Source organism: Microvirga yunnanensis (assembly GCF_025460875.1).
Genome location: NZ_JAMXFI010000008.1, coordinates 1 through 14,954, shown reverse-complemented (window position 1 = coordinate 14,954; position 14,954 = coordinate 1). Strand labels below are relative to the sequence as shown.

Sequence of the window (14,954 nt, the reverse complement as noted above, 5' to 3'; positions counted from 1 at the left end):
GCAGCATCAAGTTACGCTCCAGTTTGCATACTAAACGATCTGGCAACAGGGGTCGATTGCCATTCACCGTCTGCCCAAAGGAGGTAGGCGAGAAGGGATGCGTGGCGGCGGCTTTATCTAGGCACCCCGGGCCGCACGGCAATTCCCCGCAAGAGGTAAATCACACAATAGAAACACCCAAGCAAATTTCATGATAAAACTTGATGTATACCGGGGAGGCGCAAGCTTGCTATGAGTAATTGACGGCCATTACTGGCCGTGCCAGCATTCATTCTTATAACGAATAACAATCCAGAACAGCTTCCATCGGGAGGATGCAATGCAGTTGAGGCAGCTTTCGCTAGTGTCTGCGGCAGTTTGGATTGCGGGCACGGGTCTGGCCCTTGCCCAGGGTCAGACCTTGACAATCGCAACGGTCAACAATGCGGACATGATCATCATGCAGCGCCTGTCACCCAAATGGGAGCAGGCGACGGGCAACAAGCTGAACTGGGTGGTGCTCGAGGAGAACGTGCTGCGCCAGCGTGCGACCACCGACATCGCCACCAAGGGCGGGCAGTTCGACATCATCACGATCGGTTCCTACGAGGCGCCGATCTGGGGCAAGCAGAACTGGCTCGTCCCCTTGAACGATCTCGGCGCCGATTACGATTACGCCGATATCATTCCGTCGGTGATGAACGGCCTGTCCTACGACGGCAAGCTTTATGCCGTACCGTTCTATGCCGAAAGCTCATTCACCTTCTACCGCAAGGATCTGTTCGATCAGGCGGGCATCAAGATGCCCGACAAGCCCACCTACGACCAGATCGCGGAATATGCCGCCAAGCTCACCGACAAGTCGAAGGAACAGTACGGGTTCTGCCAGCGCGGCAAGCCCGGATGGGGCGAGAACATGGCCTTCGTCGGCCCCATGGTGAATGCCTTCGGCGGGCGCTGGTTCAACGAGAAGTGGGAACCCCAGCTGACGACCGAGCCGTGGAAGAACGCGATCAACTACTACGTCAAGAACATGCGGGAATACGGCCCCCCGGGCGCGACGGCGAACGGGCATAACGAGAACCGCGCCCTGTTCGCCACAGGACATTGCGCCATGTGGGTCGATGCCACGTCGGCTGCGGGCTACATCTACAACCCGAAGGAAAGCCAGGTCGCGGACAAGACCGCCTTCACGGCCGCGCCGGTGGAGGTTACGAGCAACGGATCGGGCTGGTTCTGGGCATGGGCGCTCGGCATCCCGGCCTCCTCGAAGAAAGTCGATGCCGCCAAGTCCTTCGTGAAATGGGCGACGTCCAAGGAGTACATCACTCTGGTGGGCGGCGAGTCCGGCTGGGTGGCCGCTCCTCCCGGCACGCGCAAGTCCACTTATGACAACCCGGAGTACCAGAAGGCGGCGCCCTTCGCGAAGGTCGTCTATGACGCCATCGTCAATGCCGACCTGACCAAGCCGACCAAGGATCCGGTGCCCTATATCGGCATCCAGTATGTGGCCATTCCCGAATTCCAGGGCATCGGCACGGCGGTCGGGCAGCAGATCGCGGCCGCCTTGGCCGGCCAGACGACCGTCGAGCAGGCCCTGGAGACGGCGCAGCGCTCGACCGAGCGCACGATGAAACAGGCAGGCTATCCCAAGTAAGCCGATCGCCATGCAACCGGCGGGCCCGTGATCCGCCGGTTGCTCTCCAGTCGCGAGGATCGCAATGGCGAGCACCACCACGACCGTCTCCGTTCCCGGCGCCACGGCTCCTGCCGGGAGACGCAGCCAGCGCAACGTCAGAACCCTGCCGCTGATCGCCCCGTCCGTGATCATCCTCTTCCTCTGGATGATCGTGCCGCTGGTGATGACGCTCTGGTTCTCGTTCCAGTACTACAACCTTCTCGACCCGTCGGTCGGCGGCTTCGCGGGTTTCGAGAACTACACCTTCCTGCTCACCGATCCGTCCCTCTGGACGGCAATGGCCAATACGCTCTTTCTCGTCTTCTGGGTGCTCGTGATCACGGTCGGCCTCGGCACGCTTCTGGCGGTGCTGTTCGACCAGGAGTTCTACGGCCGGAGCATTGCCCGTCTGCTCGCCATCGCGCCGTTCTTCGTCATGCCGACGGTGAGCGCCCTGATCTGGAAGAACATGCTGATGCACCCGGTCAACGGGCTCTTCGCGTTCTTCGCGCGCTCCCTCGGCCTGCCGGCCATCGACTTCTTCGGCAGCTTCCCGCTGACCTCCGTGATCATCATCGTCGCCTGGCAATGGCTGCCCTTCGCCCTTCTGATCCTGCTCACGGCGATCCAGTCCCTCGACAGCGAGCAGAAGGAGGCCGCACGCATGGACGGCGCAGGTCCCTTCTCGATGTTCTTCTTCATCATCCTGCCCCATCTCGGCCGCGCCATCAGCGTCGTCATCATGATCGAGACGATCTTCCTGCTGTCGGTCTTCGCCGAGATCTACGTCACGACATCGGGCGGCCCCGGGCTTGCCTCGACGAACCTGGCCTTCCTGATCTACCTGCGGGCCCTGCGCGAATACGACGTGGGCGGCGCTTCGGCGGCCGGCGTGATCGCCGTCATCCTGGCCAATATCGTGGCGATCTTCCTGGTCCGGTCGATCGCGAAGAACATCGCCGATTGAGGGGGAGCCATGCATCCCAAAACCCGCGAGAAGCTGATCCTCACACTCGTCGGATGGCTCGCCGCCGGACTGATCTTCTTCCCGATCTTCTGGATGATCCTGACGAGCTTCAAGCCGGAAGTGGAGGCGATCGCAACGCCGCCCAGGCTCTTCTTCACGCCGACGCTGGAGAATTACGTCACCGTCCGCGAGCGGGCCGACTACATCCATTTCGCCATGAACAGCATCATCATTTCCGTCGGCGCGACCCTGCTGGCGACGCTCATCGCCGTTCCGGCCGCCTACGCCATGGCGTTCTTCCCGGGAAAGCGCACGAAGGATCTGCTGCTCTGGATGCTGTCGACCAAGATGATGCCCGCCGTCGGCGTCCTGATCCCGATCTATCTGCTCTTCCGTGACACCGGCGCTATCGATACCCGCTGGGGCCTGATCGTCGTCTACACGCTCATGAACCTGCCGATCGTCGTGTGGATGCTCTACACCTTCTTCAAGGAAGTGCCGAAGGACATCCTCGAGGCCGGGCGCATGGACGGTGCGAAGCCGAAGCAGGAGGTCTGGATGCTCCTCCTGCCTCTGTCGCTGCCTGGCATCGCATCGACGGCGCTCCTGTCCATCATCCTGTGCTGGAACGAGGCTTTCTGGAGCTTGAACCTCACCACCTCGCAGGCCGCGCCGCTGACTACGTTCATCGCGTCGTTCTCGGCGCCTGAGGGCCTTTTCTGGGCCAAGCTCTCCGCCGCGTCGACGATCGCCATCGCGCCGATCCTGGTCTTCGGCTGGATGAGCCAGCGCCAGCTCGTGCGCGGTCTCACCTTCGGCGCGGTCAAGTAAACGGGAAACGCAGCATGTCGACGATCGTCCTGAAAGGCATTGAGAAGAGCTACGGCGCGGTGCAGGTCATCAAGGGGGTCGACCTCTCCATCGACGACCGCGAGTTCTGCGTCTTCGTCGGACCCTCGGGATGCGGAAAGTCGACGCTCCTGAGGATGATCGCCGGCCTCGAGGAGATCACCGAGGGCGATCTTCTGATCGACGGGCAGAGGGTCAACGACGTGCCGCCATCCGACCGGGGTCTGGCGATGGTGTTCCAGTCCTATGCGCTCTATCCGCACATGTCTGTTGCGGACAACATGGGGTTCTCGCTGCGGCTCGCCGGCGTGCCCAAGGAGGAGCGGCGCGCCAAGGTGGCGGAGGCCGCGCGAATCCTGCATCTGGACAAGCTCCTGGACCGCAAGCCGAAGGAATTGTCCGGCGGCCAGCGGCAGCGCGTGGCGATCGGTCGGGCCATCGTGCGCAAGCCCAAGGTGTTTCTGTTCGACGAGCCGCTCTCCAACCTCGATGCGGCCTTGCGCGTCCAGATGCGAATCGAGCTGGCCCGTCTGCACGACGAGCTCGCCGCGACGATGATCTACGTCACCCACGACCAGGTCGAGGCCATGACGATGGCGGACAAGATCGTGGTGCTGCAGGGCGGCATCGTCGAGCAGGCCGGCACGCCGCTGGAGCTCTATCATCACCCCAGGAACCTGTTCGTGGCGGGCTTCATCGGCAGCCCCAAGATGAACTTCCTGCCCGCGACGGTCACCTCGGTGACGGAAGCGGCGACCACCATCCAGCTCGCCGGCGGGGCATCCCTGTCGGTACCGGTCCGGCCCGGGCGCCAGAGGGTCGGCGACGCCGTGACCCTCGGGGTGCGCCCGGAGCACATGCGCCTGGCCGGCGAGGGGGAGATCGCCGGCGAGGTGATGGTCGTGGAGCGCCTCGGCGGCGAAACGTTCCTCTACACCCAGCTCGAGGACGGCACGATGCTGATCGTGCAGGCGGACGGGGAGATTCCGACCGCCGTGCATGAGCGCATCGCGATCAAGCTCGACCCGGCGACCTGCCACCTGTTCGACGGCGACGGACTCGCGCTCGAGCGCGCGCAGAGGCATCCGCTCGCCAATCTGCGTCGGCTGCCGACCCGCAAGGCGAGCTGACGCCTTCCTGCGAGAGGCGGATCATGGCCTCCAGGCGGTTCGATTATATTGTCGTGGGCGGCGGCAGCGCAGGCTGCGTCGCGGCGAGCCGCCTCGTGGCCGGGCACGATGCCCGCGTGCTGCTCGTGGAGGCGGGACGTCGCCGGGTGAGCCCGATCCTGGCCATGCCGGCCGGGTACATGAAGTTTCTCGCCCGGGACACGTATCTCACCATGCACCACGTGCTCCCCCAGGAGCAGCTCGGCGGCCGCGCGCCCATCGTGCCGCAGGCGAGGGTGCTGGGCGGCGGAAGCGCCGTCAACGCCATGGTCTACATCCGGGGACAGGCCGACGATTACGACGCATGGGACAGGGCCCTGGGCGGAGCCGGGTGGAGCTACGGGGATCTCCTTCCCCATTTCATCCGCCAGGAGGGCAACGATCACCTCGGGGCGCCCTATCACGGGGTGAGCGGCCCGTTGAAGGTGTCCCATCTGGGCCAGCACTCCGCCATGAGCCGCGCCTTCGTGCAGGCCATGCAGGAGAAGGGCGTTCCCTTCACGGCCGACTTCAACGGCGCGCGGCAGAACGGCGTCGGGTTCATGCAGCACACGATCGACTGGGCCACGCGCCGCCGGTGCAGCGCGGTCGACGCGTTCCTGCGGCCCATGCTGTCCCATCCCAATCTGACGGTGCTGACGAACGCCACGGTCACCCGCCTTCGACTGGAAAAGGCGCGCGCGATCGGCGTGGACCTCGCCGGCGCGCCCGGATGGGAGAGTGCCTTCGCCGACGCGGAGGTGATCCTCGCGGCCGGCACCTACATGACGCCGAAGCTGCTGATGCTGTCGGGCATCGGTCCGGCCGGCGAACTCTCGCGGCATGGGATCCCGGTCGTCGCCGACCTGCCCGGCGTCGGCCGGAACCTGCAGGATCACCATGAGGTCCCCATCGTGGCCACGACCTCAGGGGCGTTCGGCTATTTCGGCCAGGATCGCGGCCTCGCGATGCTGAGCAGCGGCCTGCAATACATGCTCTTCAAGTCGGGAGCCGTGACGACCACCGGCGTGGAAGCCTGCGCCTTCATCGATCCCGATGGCGGCGACCGGCCGACGATCCAGCTCTATTGCGTCCCGACCGTCTATCTCGATCGCGACGTCTCGGGAGTCGAGCCGACTCATGGGGTGACCCTGAATCCCTGCCTGCTGCGCCCGAAGGCGCGCGGCTCGGTGCGGCTTGCCTCCGCGGATCCCGCGGCACTGCCGCAGGTGGATCCGCAATTCTTCGGTCATCCTGACGACCTGCGCCTGACCATCGCCGGATTGCGCTATGCCCGGGAGGTCCTCACGACGAGCCCTGTCCGGGAGATGGTCACCCGCGAGATCTTTCCCGGACCCGGCACCGCGTGGAATACGGACCTTGCCGATCACTGCCGCAGGACCGTGAAGACCAACTATCATCCGGTGGGCACCTGCCGCATGGGCGTCGACGGCGATGCCCATGCCGTCGTGACGCCGGATCTGCGGGTTCGCGGCATCGCGGGCTTGAGGATCGTCGATGCCTCCATCATGCCGGCGATCCCCAGCGGCAACACGAATGCGCCCGTGCTGGCGATCGCCGACAAGGCCGTTGACATAATCACGGGACATCGCGGCATAGTCCGTGACCCGGCGGCCGCTCCCGCAAACCGCATCGCTCCCGTGCCCGATCAGGTCCAACCGTCATGACCCAGCGCTTGAATCTCGCCAATCTTTCCCATCTGCCGTCCGGGGTCGCCACGCCGCGATATGCGCGCGACGATCTTCGGGCCGGCATCCTGCATATCGGCGTCGGCAACTTCCATCGCGCCCATCAGGCGGTCTACCTGGACGATCTCTTCAATGCCGGGAAGGATCGCGACTGGGCTCTGGTCGGCGCCGGCATCCGCGCCGGCGACAGGGCCATGCGGCAGGCTCTGGAGCCTCAGGACTGGCTCACCACGGTGGTGGAGCTCGAGCCGGGCGCCAACGTGGCGCGCGTGACCGGCGCCATGGTGGGGTTCGTGCCCGTGAACGAGGATGGACGCGCCATCGTGACGGCCCTGGACGATCCGGCCCTGCGCATCGTGTCCCTGACCGTCACGGAAGGCGGCTACTGCATCGATCCGGCGACGGGAGCGTTCAATCCGAACCATCCGGACATCGTCCACGACGCCGCCCACATGGATGCGCCGAAAGGGGTGTTCGGCGTTCTCCTGGCCGCGCTCCGGCGCCGCCGCGACCAGGGTCTCGCACCGTTCACGGTGATGTCGTGCGACAACATCCCCCACAACGGGCAGGTGGCGCGCGATGCGGTGGCGGGCCTCGCCGATCTCGTCGACCCGGCCCTGGCCGCCTACGTGCGGGAGCAGGTGGCCTTTCCGAGCAGCATGGTCGACCGGATCACGCCCGCGACCACCGATCGGGAGCGGGCCATCCTGAAGGAGCGCTTCGGCATCCAGGACAACTGGCCGGTCTTCTGCGAGCCGTTCCGCCAATGGGTGCTGGAAGACAATTTCCCGACGGGTCGTCCGGCCCTGGAGGAGGTCGGCGTCACATTCACGCCGCATGTGGCGGCCTTCGAGTTCATGAAGCTCCGGATCCTCAACGGCGGCCATGCCACGATCGCCTATCCGGCAGGCCTCCTGGGGATCCATTTCGTGCATGACGCCATGGCCGACCCGCTGGTGCGCGGCTTCCTCGACAAGCTTGAGACGGACGAGATCATCCCCTGCGTGCCGCCGGTGCCCGGGGTCGATCTCCACGACTATTACGAATTGATCGCCCGGCGCTTCGCCAATCCGGATGTGGGAGACACGATTCCGCGTCTCGCACAGGACGGCTCCAACCGACAACCCAAATTCATTCTGCCCTCGACGCGCGATCGATTGAATGCGGGCGCCGACGTCACGGGTCTGGCGCTCGAATCCGCTCTTTGGTGCCGGTATTGCGCCGGAACGACCGATGCGGGCGAGCCCTTCACGCTCGACGATCCCAATGCCGGCCGCCTGACGGCCGCGGCCTTGGCCGCGAAGGACGATCCGACGTCCTTCCTCGATCTGCGGGACATCTTCGGCGATGTCGCGGATGCGCCGCAGTTCCGATCGCGCTTCGAAGCGTCTTTGGCCGGCCTGTGGCGCGACGGCGTCCGCGCCACCCTGCAGCGCTACCTGGACGGCAGCGCCTGAACCCGGTTCAGCCAGGCATGTCGATCTGCACCTTCACGGAGGCAGGCGGCATGGCCTTGGCGAAATCGAAGGCCTCGACGCTGTCCTTGAAGGTGAAGCGGTCGGTGATCAGAGGCTTCACGTCGATCCGTCCCGATGCGATCATCGCCACTGCCCGCGGGTAGACATGGGCGTAGCGGAAGATGCTCTCGACCCGGACCTCCTTGACCTGTGCCTTGCTCACATCGAAGGCGAACGGCTCGAGCGGAATGCCGACCAGGGCCACTTTCCCGCCCGGACAGACGAGATCGAAGATCTCCGCCATGGCGGGCGGGTAGCCCGAGCATTCGAAGATGACGTCCGCTCCCCAGCCGTCGCTCTCGCGCCTGACGGCGGCCAACAGGTTCTCGCTTCTCACATTCACCGGGACGACGGGACCGAGCTTGCGCGCCATGTGCAGCTTCGGCTCGTGGATGTCGCTTACGATGACGCGGGAGCAGCCGGCAGCCAGGGCGGCCAGGATCGTCATCATGCCGATCGGCCCGGCCCCGATGACGACGGCGAGGTCGCCGGGCTGGACCTGCACCTTGGTGGCCGCGTGGACCCCGACGGCCAGAGGCTCGACCATCGCGCCTTCCGCGTAGGAGACATGGTCGGGAAGCTTGAACGTGAAATCGACAGGGTGGACGACGGTCGGCCGCAGCACGCCGTGCACCGGCGGGGTCGCCCAGAAGCGAACGGCCGGATCGAGATTGTATTTGCCGAGACGCGTCGCGCGGCTCGTCGGATCGGGAATGCCGGGCTCCATGCAGACGCGGTCGCCCGGGCTCAGCTCCGTCACGGCCGACCCGACCTCGACCACCTGTCCTGCCGCCTCATGCCCGAGGATCATCGGTTCCCTGACGACGAAGGGGCCGATGGCTCCGTGCGTGTAGTAATGGACGTCGCTGCCACAAACGCCGACCGTTCGAAGGGCGATCCGCACGTCCCGAGGACCCAGTGTTTCCTCGAGCGCAAAGTCGCGCAAGTGGAGTTCGTCCTTGCGCTCCAGCACCAGCGCTTCCATGACTCACACTCCTCATCGTGCGTTCATTGTGCCTCATCATGGTCGGAGTGCATAGGGTTTCCGAATGCTCGTCCGACGACCCCATCGAGTCTCGAATGGGCAAAGAGCGTCTGCCGATGAGGCGATCACGGGCCTGCATCGGCCCCCGTCGTTCAGAATCTATGACGAGCGTGCACGCGCCCGATCCCGAACCGCAGTCAGGACAATGGCCCTCTCCCGGGCCCGTCGAAAAGCCAAGCTGTGCGGGGCGGATGGCCGGCGGGGTATCCCGGGCGCGCTGGATGCCGGGCCCAATCGACCATGGCCGCCGAGGCCCAGTCTTGGTGCCGGAGCGAGGCTCCCGCCTTTCGCCTTGGGGCGGAAGAAGGCTCGACAATTCGCGTCGCCCGTTTGACGACCTGCGCCCATCCCGCAGCGTCGAAGGGCCGAAGAGATGAACGGAAGGTGAATAGGGGTGCGACGTATACTGTCGAAAGGGCAAAATGAACGGATATTCATCATGATGAACGTGAAAACGCCATCCCGCATCCTGCACGTTGCTTGGAAACTACTTGCCGAATGACGCGTTATCGGTTGCCGGGTGCGAAGCCCGAACGTTCATTCAGGAGTATGATCATGTCGAAGAAGATCCTTCTTGCGGGTGCTGTCCTCGCCTCTCTCGTCCCTGCGGCGGCCTTCGCCCAGTCGGGCGGCGCTGCTGCCGGCGCGGCCACGGGCGCGGTCGGCGGCGCGATCGTCGGAGGTCCGGTCGGTGCGGCTGTCGGCGGCGTGACCGGCGCCATCGTGGGCGGCATCGCCGACCAGCAGCAGCCGGAATTCCGCCAGTACGTGACGACCCAGAGCGTGCCGTCCTACACCTACAAGGAAGAGGTGCGTGTCGGCGCGACCCTGCCTGCGTCCGGCGTGACCTATTACGAGGTTCCGGCCCAGTACAAGGTGAAGGGCTACAAGTACACGGTGGTGAACAACACCCCGGTGCTGGTCGAGCCGAGCAGCCACAAGATCGTGCAGGTCATCCGCTAGGGCTGCTTCCCCTCACGTGGAATCATCTCTCTTTTTGGCCTAGCCGCATTTTCTGACGGTGAACCGGATCCACTTCACCGGAAAATGCTCTAACGACCGCTCCGTCCCGAGTGGAGCATGGGCGGCCCGGATGGGCCGCCCTTTTTCTTGGGTTTTTTCTTGGGTTTTTTATTGGTTTTCTCTTGGTTTTCTCTTGGGCCGTTTCCTTGGGTCTCTCTCTTGGAGAGGTGGAAACTCGTCTCGCGGACGATATCTTGTTCCGCAGGTAGAGCCGTCGGTCTCCCATCCGGTCCGAGGGCTCCTCTCACGTCGACGGGAATAAATCGGCTCGTTCCTTCGTTATGATGCGAAGAGGCTATGCGGAGCAGGAATGCCGGCAGCCATAGGACAGGAACTGGTGGCGCTTCTGCCCCGGCTCAGGCGCTTTGCGCTTGTGCTTTGCCGTTCGCAGCCCCTGGCGGATGATCTCGTCCAGGGGGCCTGCGAGCGCGCCCTCGCCAATGCAGGCAGCTGGACGCCGGGGACCAAGTTCGATGCGTGGATGTTCCGCATTCTCCGCAACCACTGGATCGATCACCTCCGACGGATGAAGGCTGAAGGCATGACGGAAGATGTATCCCTGCAGACGCAGCTCATCGGGGATCCGGGAGAGGGGCCGATCCTGAGCCGTCTGGTCCTGTCGCAGGTCCAGCGTGCCATCGACAGCTTGCCGCAGGAGCAAAGGGAGGTTCTCGTCCTGGTCTGCGCCGAAGATCTCAGCTACCGGGAGGCTGCCGAGGTCCTGGGGGTCCCCATCGGGACGGTCATGAGCCGGCTGGCACGGGCGCGCAGGCGATTGATGGAGATGACGGCTGCCGCCTAGATGCAAACGAAAAGGAACAGGGGAGCGATCGTGATGTCCCAGCTGCACCTCAGTGATGAGATCCTGATGGCCTTCGCCGACGGCGAACTCGAGGAGCCCACGGCTGCTGCGATCGCCAAGGCGATGGCGGAGGATCCCGTGGTGGCCAGACGGATCTTGGAATTTCAGCAGAGCCGTCGCCTGACCCGATCCGCCCTCGCCGACGCCCTGATGTCCGATGTGCCGGCCCAGTTGCGGTCGGCCGTTTCGGCTCAGATCAATGCCTATGAGGCCGCAGCGGGAGCACCATCGGAACCGCGCGCCAAGGCGCCATGGAGCGAACGGCTGAGATCGAACCAGGCGTTCCGTCAAATGGCCCTGGCCGCGTCCGTCGCCGCCATCGCGCTTGCGCTGGGCTACTTTGCCGGTTGGCGGAGCAGACCCGAAGCGCATGGGTTGCTGGCCCGCTTGGAAAGCCCGGTCCTCCACCGTGAACTGGACAAGACGAGCTCGGGAAGGGACGTGGACCTGCCGTTCGGCCGCCTGCGGGTGATCTCGACCTATCGCCTTGCGGACGGATCCCTGTGTCGTGAATTTCGGCTGCATGCTCCTGCCGAGTCCGCCGAGGCGGTCGCGTGCCGCGATGGGGAATGGAAGCCGACCTTCGCCCTGGCAACTCCCGTCAACCAAGATGCGTACGTGCCGAGCGGCGGAGGCGATCCGACGGCGGCCTATCTCCAGACGATCGGGGCTGGCGAGCCTCTTGCCGACGAGGCGGAGGCCAAGGCTCTCGCCGAGACGGCTCCGTGAGGTTGCTCCGCAAGGGCCAGGCTTCACGGGGATCGGGACACTTGAGAATTTTTCTAGGAAAGGTGGAATAAACCCGCGGGCCCTTCCGTTCTCTGTCCAATCCGGCGAGTGATAGAGGATGAGTATGAGAGCCGCGTACCATCTGGCTTTTGCCGTCTTCTCCGTGGGGACCATTGCAACCCCCACGACGGCGCCGAATGCGACGGATCCGCTCGCGACGGCCTCGGTCAATCCATCGCACGCCATCCCGGAGGCCGTCCGCACCATGGCGGCTGACCTGTCGGCCAGGTTGACCGTCGGGCTGGAGCGGTCACCGACGACATCAGTCGCCCAGGGAACATCGGTCGGCGACAGCCTGTCCGAGACCATCGAGCTGCGCCCGATTCCTAAGCACGAAACCTACCGTTACGCGGTGGTCGATGGCCGCCGCGTGATCGTCGATGCCACATCCCGAAAGATTGTCTACGTCATCCAGTGACGGCTGAGCCTGCACGATGACGAAAATTCATTTGCGAGAAGAAGAGGCGAACACGACATGTCGTTACAAAGCGCCGCCGAAACCCGTTTGATGTACAACGATCGTGCCTGTTCCTCGACGATCGTATTTCCGGTCTGCACCAATCCCCTGCTTCGCCTCGGTCTGGAGAACGTCCTGTCGGAAGCAGGCTTCATCGTCTGGCACGACATCGTCGACGGATTTTCAAGCCTGCCCCGGATCGACGACGAGGTGTCTGCGCTCTTCATCATCGATGGAAGCAGCTTCGCCGATGGCGTCACCGATCTGGCGAGACGGCTCAAGGCACATGCTCCCGATGCCAGGATGGTGATGCTGGCCGATTCCTTCGATGCGGCTGTCGTGCACGCGGCATGGAGCGCGGGAGTGCACGGCTTCTGCCTGACGAATCAGCGGCAGGATGTGCTGATCAAGTCCCTTGAGCTGGTGATGCTGGGGGAGATCGTTCTGCCGGCCGCGATCGTGCTGCCGATCGTAGAGCTGGGGCTGAACGATGCCGAGGGCGATGCGGGCGAAGGTCTGGTTCCGATGCGCGTCAATGGCCATCAAAGCCGGAAGCTGTCCAGCCGCGAAGCCCAGATCCTCACCTGCCTGAGGGATGGGGCGCCCAACAAGGTCATCGCCCGCCAGCTGAACCTGTCCGAGGCCACGGTGAAGGTCCACGTCAAGGCGATCCTGAAGAAGATCGGAGCCTGCAATCGCACGCAGGCGGCGCTCTGGGCGGCGCGGTACGTCCGGAAGGAGCCGAAGCCTCTGCCGTCCGTCTAGCGCATCGTGCGGCCCTCTGGGTCCGCCCGGAACGATGCGTCGCTCCGGCAAAGGAGTATCGGATCCGATCCCAAAAGTGGGTCCACTTTTCACGTCCGATGCTCTCGCGCCGCCGATGCGGTCGCCGGCGACCGGTCGGAGGGCCCCGGCTCCGCCGCCTAGCCTCTGACATAGCCGGGATATTTCGCCCGGATCTCGTCCACGTAGGACAGGGTCCCGGAGAGGTGATGGCGCAGGTGCTCCTGGGCGTCCTCGGGGCGTCCCTCGGCGATCGCCTGCACGATCAGCCGGTGATGCTGCACGATGTCCTGGGCCTTGCCCGGCGTGGGAAGATGGAGGCGGCGCAGGCGGTCGATATGGCCGCTGCGGCTGCGCACGAGACTCCACAGGTCGGTCATCCTGGCCGCCTCGTAGAGATGCTGGTGAAAGGCCTGATCGGTCACGGAGAAAGCCTCGAAGTCCGCGGCCTCCATCAGGGCCTGCTGCTGGGCGAGAAATCCCTGGAGCCTGGCGACGAGCCTCGGGTCCCGGGTGAGCGCCAGGTCGCGGACAATCTCGAGCTCGAGGGAGCGGCGCAGGAAATGGGCCTGCTGGGCGAGCCTCAGGTCAATCGGGCTGACCACGGTCGCATGCTGCGGGAAGATGTCGACGAGCCCGTCCTCCTGAAGCCTCAGGAGCGCATCCCGGATCGGGGTCGAGCTGAGCCCGAATTCCTGCTGCAGGGTGACCCGGTTGAGGACCGTCCCGGGAGCCAGGGCGAGGGAGATGATCATCTCCCGCAGCTGTTCGAAGACCTGGGGCGCCGCCTGGCGGCCCCGTTCGAGCCGATCCGTGGCGGGAAGCGCGGGTTGCGGGGCGGAGGCGGTGCGGGATGGCGGCATCGGAGGGAACCTGAACTTTCGTCGGTCCTGTCTATACCACACTTGTGCCGGATGCACTAATGCATTAGTGTATGAGTTATCGGCTGATGGGCCGAGCTTGGCCATCGAGGCTCCCGCGAAGAGGGGCCCACCCCTAGAGGAAGCACCATGAAGAAGCAGATGCGGCGCCTGTGCGCCGGTATCGCGGCCGCCGTTGGGCTGGCCGCCCTTTCGAACCCGGTTCTCGCGCAGCAGAAGAATGAGGTCTCGATCACGCGGCAGCCCGGCATCATCTACCTGCCGACCCACATCATCGAGAAGCAGCAGCTCATCGAGAAGCACGCCGCCCGCCTCGGCCTGCCCGACCTGAAAACCAAGTGGATCACCTTCAGCGGCGGCGGCGCGCAGACCGATGCACTCCTTTCCGGCGGCGTCGACATGGTGAATACCGGCGTCGGCAACCTGCTCCTGCTCTGGGACCGCACCAAGGGCGGCGTGAAAGGCATCGTGGCCTCGTCCGCCCTGCCGCTCGCCTTCGTGACGCACGATCCCAAGATCAAGTCGCTGAAGGATATCGGCCCGGGCGACAAGATCGCCGTGCCGACCGTCAAGGTCTCGACCCAGGCGATCCTGCTCCAGATGGCGAGCGCCAAGGAGTTCGGCGCCGACCAATGGTCGAAGCTCGACGCCAACACGGTGCAGCTCGGCCATCCGGACGCCGTCGTGGCCATGACCAATCCACAGCACGAGGTGAAGAACCACTTTGCGGCTCCGCCCTTCCAGTACATCGAGATGAAGACGGTTCCCAACGCGCGCATCATCCTGCAATCGCCCGACATCATCGGCGGGCCGCTCACGCAGGGCCAGTTCTTCACGACGACGAAATTCGCCGAGGCCAACCCGAAGGTCATCGAGGCCGTCCGTGCCGCGTCCAAGGAGGCGCAGGACTTCATCCGCAGCGACACGAAGGCGGCGGTCGACATCTACAAGGAGATCACTGGCGACAAGACCAGCCCGGAGGATCTGCTCGCATGGCTCAAGGAGCCCGGCATGATGGAGTGGAACCTCGAGCCGCAGGGCACGATGAAGTTCGCCGAGCATCTCTACAAGATCGGCACGCTCAAGACCCAGCCCAAATCCTGGAAAGACTTCTACCTGCCGATCGCGCACGATCTCAACGGCAGCTGACGAATTGCGCCTGGCGCCCGGCGCATAGACCGGGCGCTCCACTCCATTTCATGTCAGGTATTGATCGATGTCCGCTCTTCTCGACGTCAGTGGCGTCACGCTGCGCTATAAAACTCCC

Annotated in this window: 14 protein-coding genes; 12 read left to right on the top strand and 2 right to left on the bottom strand. The window is 64.6% G+C overall.

The genetic code is table 11. The features are described from left to right. The first annotated feature begins 319 nt into the window (after window positions 1-319). From NF876_RS05990 to NF876_RS05965, 6 genes are all read left to right on the top strand, one after another. Window positions 320-1,636, top strand: a complete 1,317-nt coding sequence (locus NF876_RS05990) for an ABC transporter substrate-binding protein (RefSeq protein WP_262267938.1) — start codon at window positions 320-322, stop codon at window positions 1,634-1,636. 64 nt (window positions 1,637-1,700) lie between these two features. After that, on the top strand, window positions 1,701-2,624 hold the full coding sequence (locus NF876_RS05985; RefSeq protein ID WP_262267937.1) for a carbohydrate ABC transporter permease: 924 nt from the start codon (window positions 1,701-1,703) through the stop codon (window positions 2,622-2,624). Between the two features lie 9 nt (window positions 2,625-2,633). After that, complete coding sequence (locus NF876_RS05980; protein ID WP_262267936.1) at window positions 2,634-3,455, top strand: carbohydrate ABC transporter permease; 822 nt, start codon at window positions 2,634-2,636, stop codon at window positions 3,453-3,455. Window positions 3,456-3,469: 14 nt separating this feature from the next. Continuing rightward, window positions 3,470-4,603, top strand: coding sequence for an ABC transporter ATP-binding protein (locus tag NF876_RS05975; RefSeq protein WP_262267935.1), 1,134 nt, complete (start codon window positions 3,470-3,472; stop codon window positions 4,601-4,603). Window positions 4,604-4,626: 23 nt separating this feature from the next. Next, window positions 4,627-6,309, top strand: a complete 1,683-nt coding sequence (locus NF876_RS05970) for a GMC family oxidoreductase (protein ID WP_262267934.1) — start codon at window positions 4,627-4,629, stop codon at window positions 6,307-6,309. After that, a complete protein-coding gene (locus tag NF876_RS05965) occupies window positions 6,306-7,787 on the top strand; it encodes a mannitol dehydrogenase family protein (RefSeq protein ID WP_262267933.1) in 1,482 nt (493 codons plus the stop codon). Before NF876_RS05970 ends, NF876_RS05965 begins: the two co-directional genes overlap by 4 nt. Window positions 7,788-7,794: 7 nt before the next feature. Here NF876_RS05965 and NF876_RS05960 read toward each other — a convergent pair whose 3' ends face one another. Further along, a complete protein-coding gene (locus tag NF876_RS05960) occupies window positions 7,795-8,832 on the bottom strand; it encodes an NAD(P)-dependent alcohol dehydrogenase (RefSeq protein ID WP_262267932.1) in 1,038 nt (345 codons plus the stop codon). 615 nt (window positions 8,833-9,447) lie between these two features. Here NF876_RS05960 and NF876_RS05955 point away from each other — a divergent pair. From NF876_RS05955 to NF876_RS05935, 5 genes are all read left to right on the top strand, one after another. Next, complete coding sequence (locus NF876_RS05955) at window positions 9,448-9,855, top strand: DUF1236 domain-containing protein (RefSeq protein ID WP_262267931.1); 408 nt, start codon at window positions 9,448-9,450, stop codon at window positions 9,853-9,855. A gap of 370 nt (window positions 9,856-10,225) precedes the next feature. Beyond that, window positions 10,226-10,717 carry an RNA polymerase sigma factor gene (locus NF876_RS05950; protein WP_262267930.1) on the top strand — a complete coding sequence of 164 codons (492 nt, stop codon included), beginning with the start codon at window positions 10,226-10,228 and terminating at the stop codon, window positions 10,715-10,717. A 33-nt stretch (window positions 10,718-10,750) separates the two neighbouring features. Further along, window positions 10,751-11,506, top strand: a complete 756-nt coding sequence (locus NF876_RS05945) for a hypothetical protein (RefSeq protein ID WP_262267929.1) — start codon at window positions 10,751-10,753, stop codon at window positions 11,504-11,506. 124 nt (window positions 11,507-11,630) lie between these two features. Then, complete coding sequence (locus NF876_RS05940; RefSeq protein ID WP_262267928.1) at window positions 11,631-11,984, top strand: DUF1236 domain-containing protein; 354 nt, start codon at window positions 11,631-11,633, stop codon at window positions 11,982-11,984. A gap of 57 nt (window positions 11,985-12,041) precedes the next feature. Further along, entirely contained in the window at window positions 12,042-12,788 is a 747-nt protein-coding gene (locus NF876_RS05935; RefSeq protein WP_262267927.1) for a response regulator transcription factor, read from the top strand. Window positions 12,789-12,946: 158 nt separating this feature from the next. Here the strand turns inward: NF876_RS05935 and NF876_RS05930 are convergent, their stop codons facing one another. Next, on the bottom strand, window positions 12,947-13,669 hold the full coding sequence (locus NF876_RS05930) for a GntR family transcriptional regulator (protein WP_262267926.1): 723 nt from the start codon (window positions 13,667-13,669) through the stop codon (window positions 12,947-12,949). A 159-nt stretch (window positions 13,670-13,828) separates the two neighbouring features. On the opposite strand from NF876_RS05930, the gene NF876_RS05925 reads away from it, so the two are divergent. After that, window positions 13,829-14,836: an ABC transporter substrate-binding protein gene (locus NF876_RS05925; RefSeq protein ID WP_262268043.1), complete on the top strand. Its 1,008-nt coding sequence runs from the start codon at window positions 13,829-13,831 to the stop codon at window positions 14,834-14,836. The last annotated feature ends 118 nt before the right edge of the window (window positions 14,837-14,954 follow it).

Bases quoted from the DNA above. Each gene is read 5' to 3' on its own strand.
- NF876_RS05990 (WP_262267938.1), top strand. From the start codon at position 320: ATGCAGTTGAGGCAGCTTTCGCTAGTGTCTGCGGCAGTTTGGATTGCG.
- NF876_RS05985 (WP_262267937.1), top strand. From the start codon at position 1,701: ATGGCGAGCACCACCACGACCGTCTCCGTTCCCGGCGCCACGGCTCCT.
- NF876_RS05980 (WP_262267936.1), top strand. From the start codon at position 2,634: ATGCATCCCAAAACCCGCGAGAAGCTGATCCTCACACTCGTCGGATGG.
- NF876_RS05975 (WP_262267935.1), top strand. From the start codon at position 3,470: ATGTCGACGATCGTCCTGAAAGGCATTGAGAAGAGCTACGGCGCGGTG.
- NF876_RS05970 (WP_262267934.1), top strand. From the start codon at position 4,627: ATGGCCTCCAGGCGGTTCGATTATATTGTCGTGGGCGGCGGCAGCGCA.
- NF876_RS05965 (WP_262267933.1), top strand. From the start codon at position 6,306: ATGACCCAGCGCTTGAATCTCGCCAATCTTTCCCATCTGCCGTCCGGG.
- NF876_RS05960 (WP_262267932.1), bottom strand. From the start codon at position 8,832: ATGGAAGCGCTGGTGCTGGAGCGCAAGGACGAACTCCACTTGCGCGAC.
- NF876_RS05955 (WP_262267931.1), top strand. From the start codon at position 9,448: ATGTCGAAGAAGATCCTTCTTGCGGGTGCTGTCCTCGCCTCTCTCGTC.
- NF876_RS05950 (WP_262267930.1), top strand. From the start codon at position 10,226: ATGCCGGCAGCCATAGGACAGGAACTGGTGGCGCTTCTGCCCCGGCTC.
- NF876_RS05945 (WP_262267929.1), top strand. From the start codon at position 10,751: ATGTCCCAGCTGCACCTCAGTGATGAGATCCTGATGGCCTTCGCCGAC.
- NF876_RS05940 (WP_262267928.1), top strand. From the start codon at position 11,631: ATGAGAGCCGCGTACCATCTGGCTTTTGCCGTCTTCTCCGTGGGGACC.
- NF876_RS05935 (WP_262267927.1), top strand. From the start codon at position 12,042: ATGTCGTTACAAAGCGCCGCCGAAACCCGTTTGATGTACAACGATCGT.
- NF876_RS05930 (WP_262267926.1), bottom strand. From the start codon at position 13,669: ATGCCGCCATCCCGCACCGCCTCCGCCCCGCAACCCGCGCTTCCCGCC.
- NF876_RS05925 (WP_262268043.1), top strand. From the start codon at position 13,829: ATGCGGCGCCTGTGCGCCGGTATCGCGGCCGCCGTTGGGCTGGCCGCC.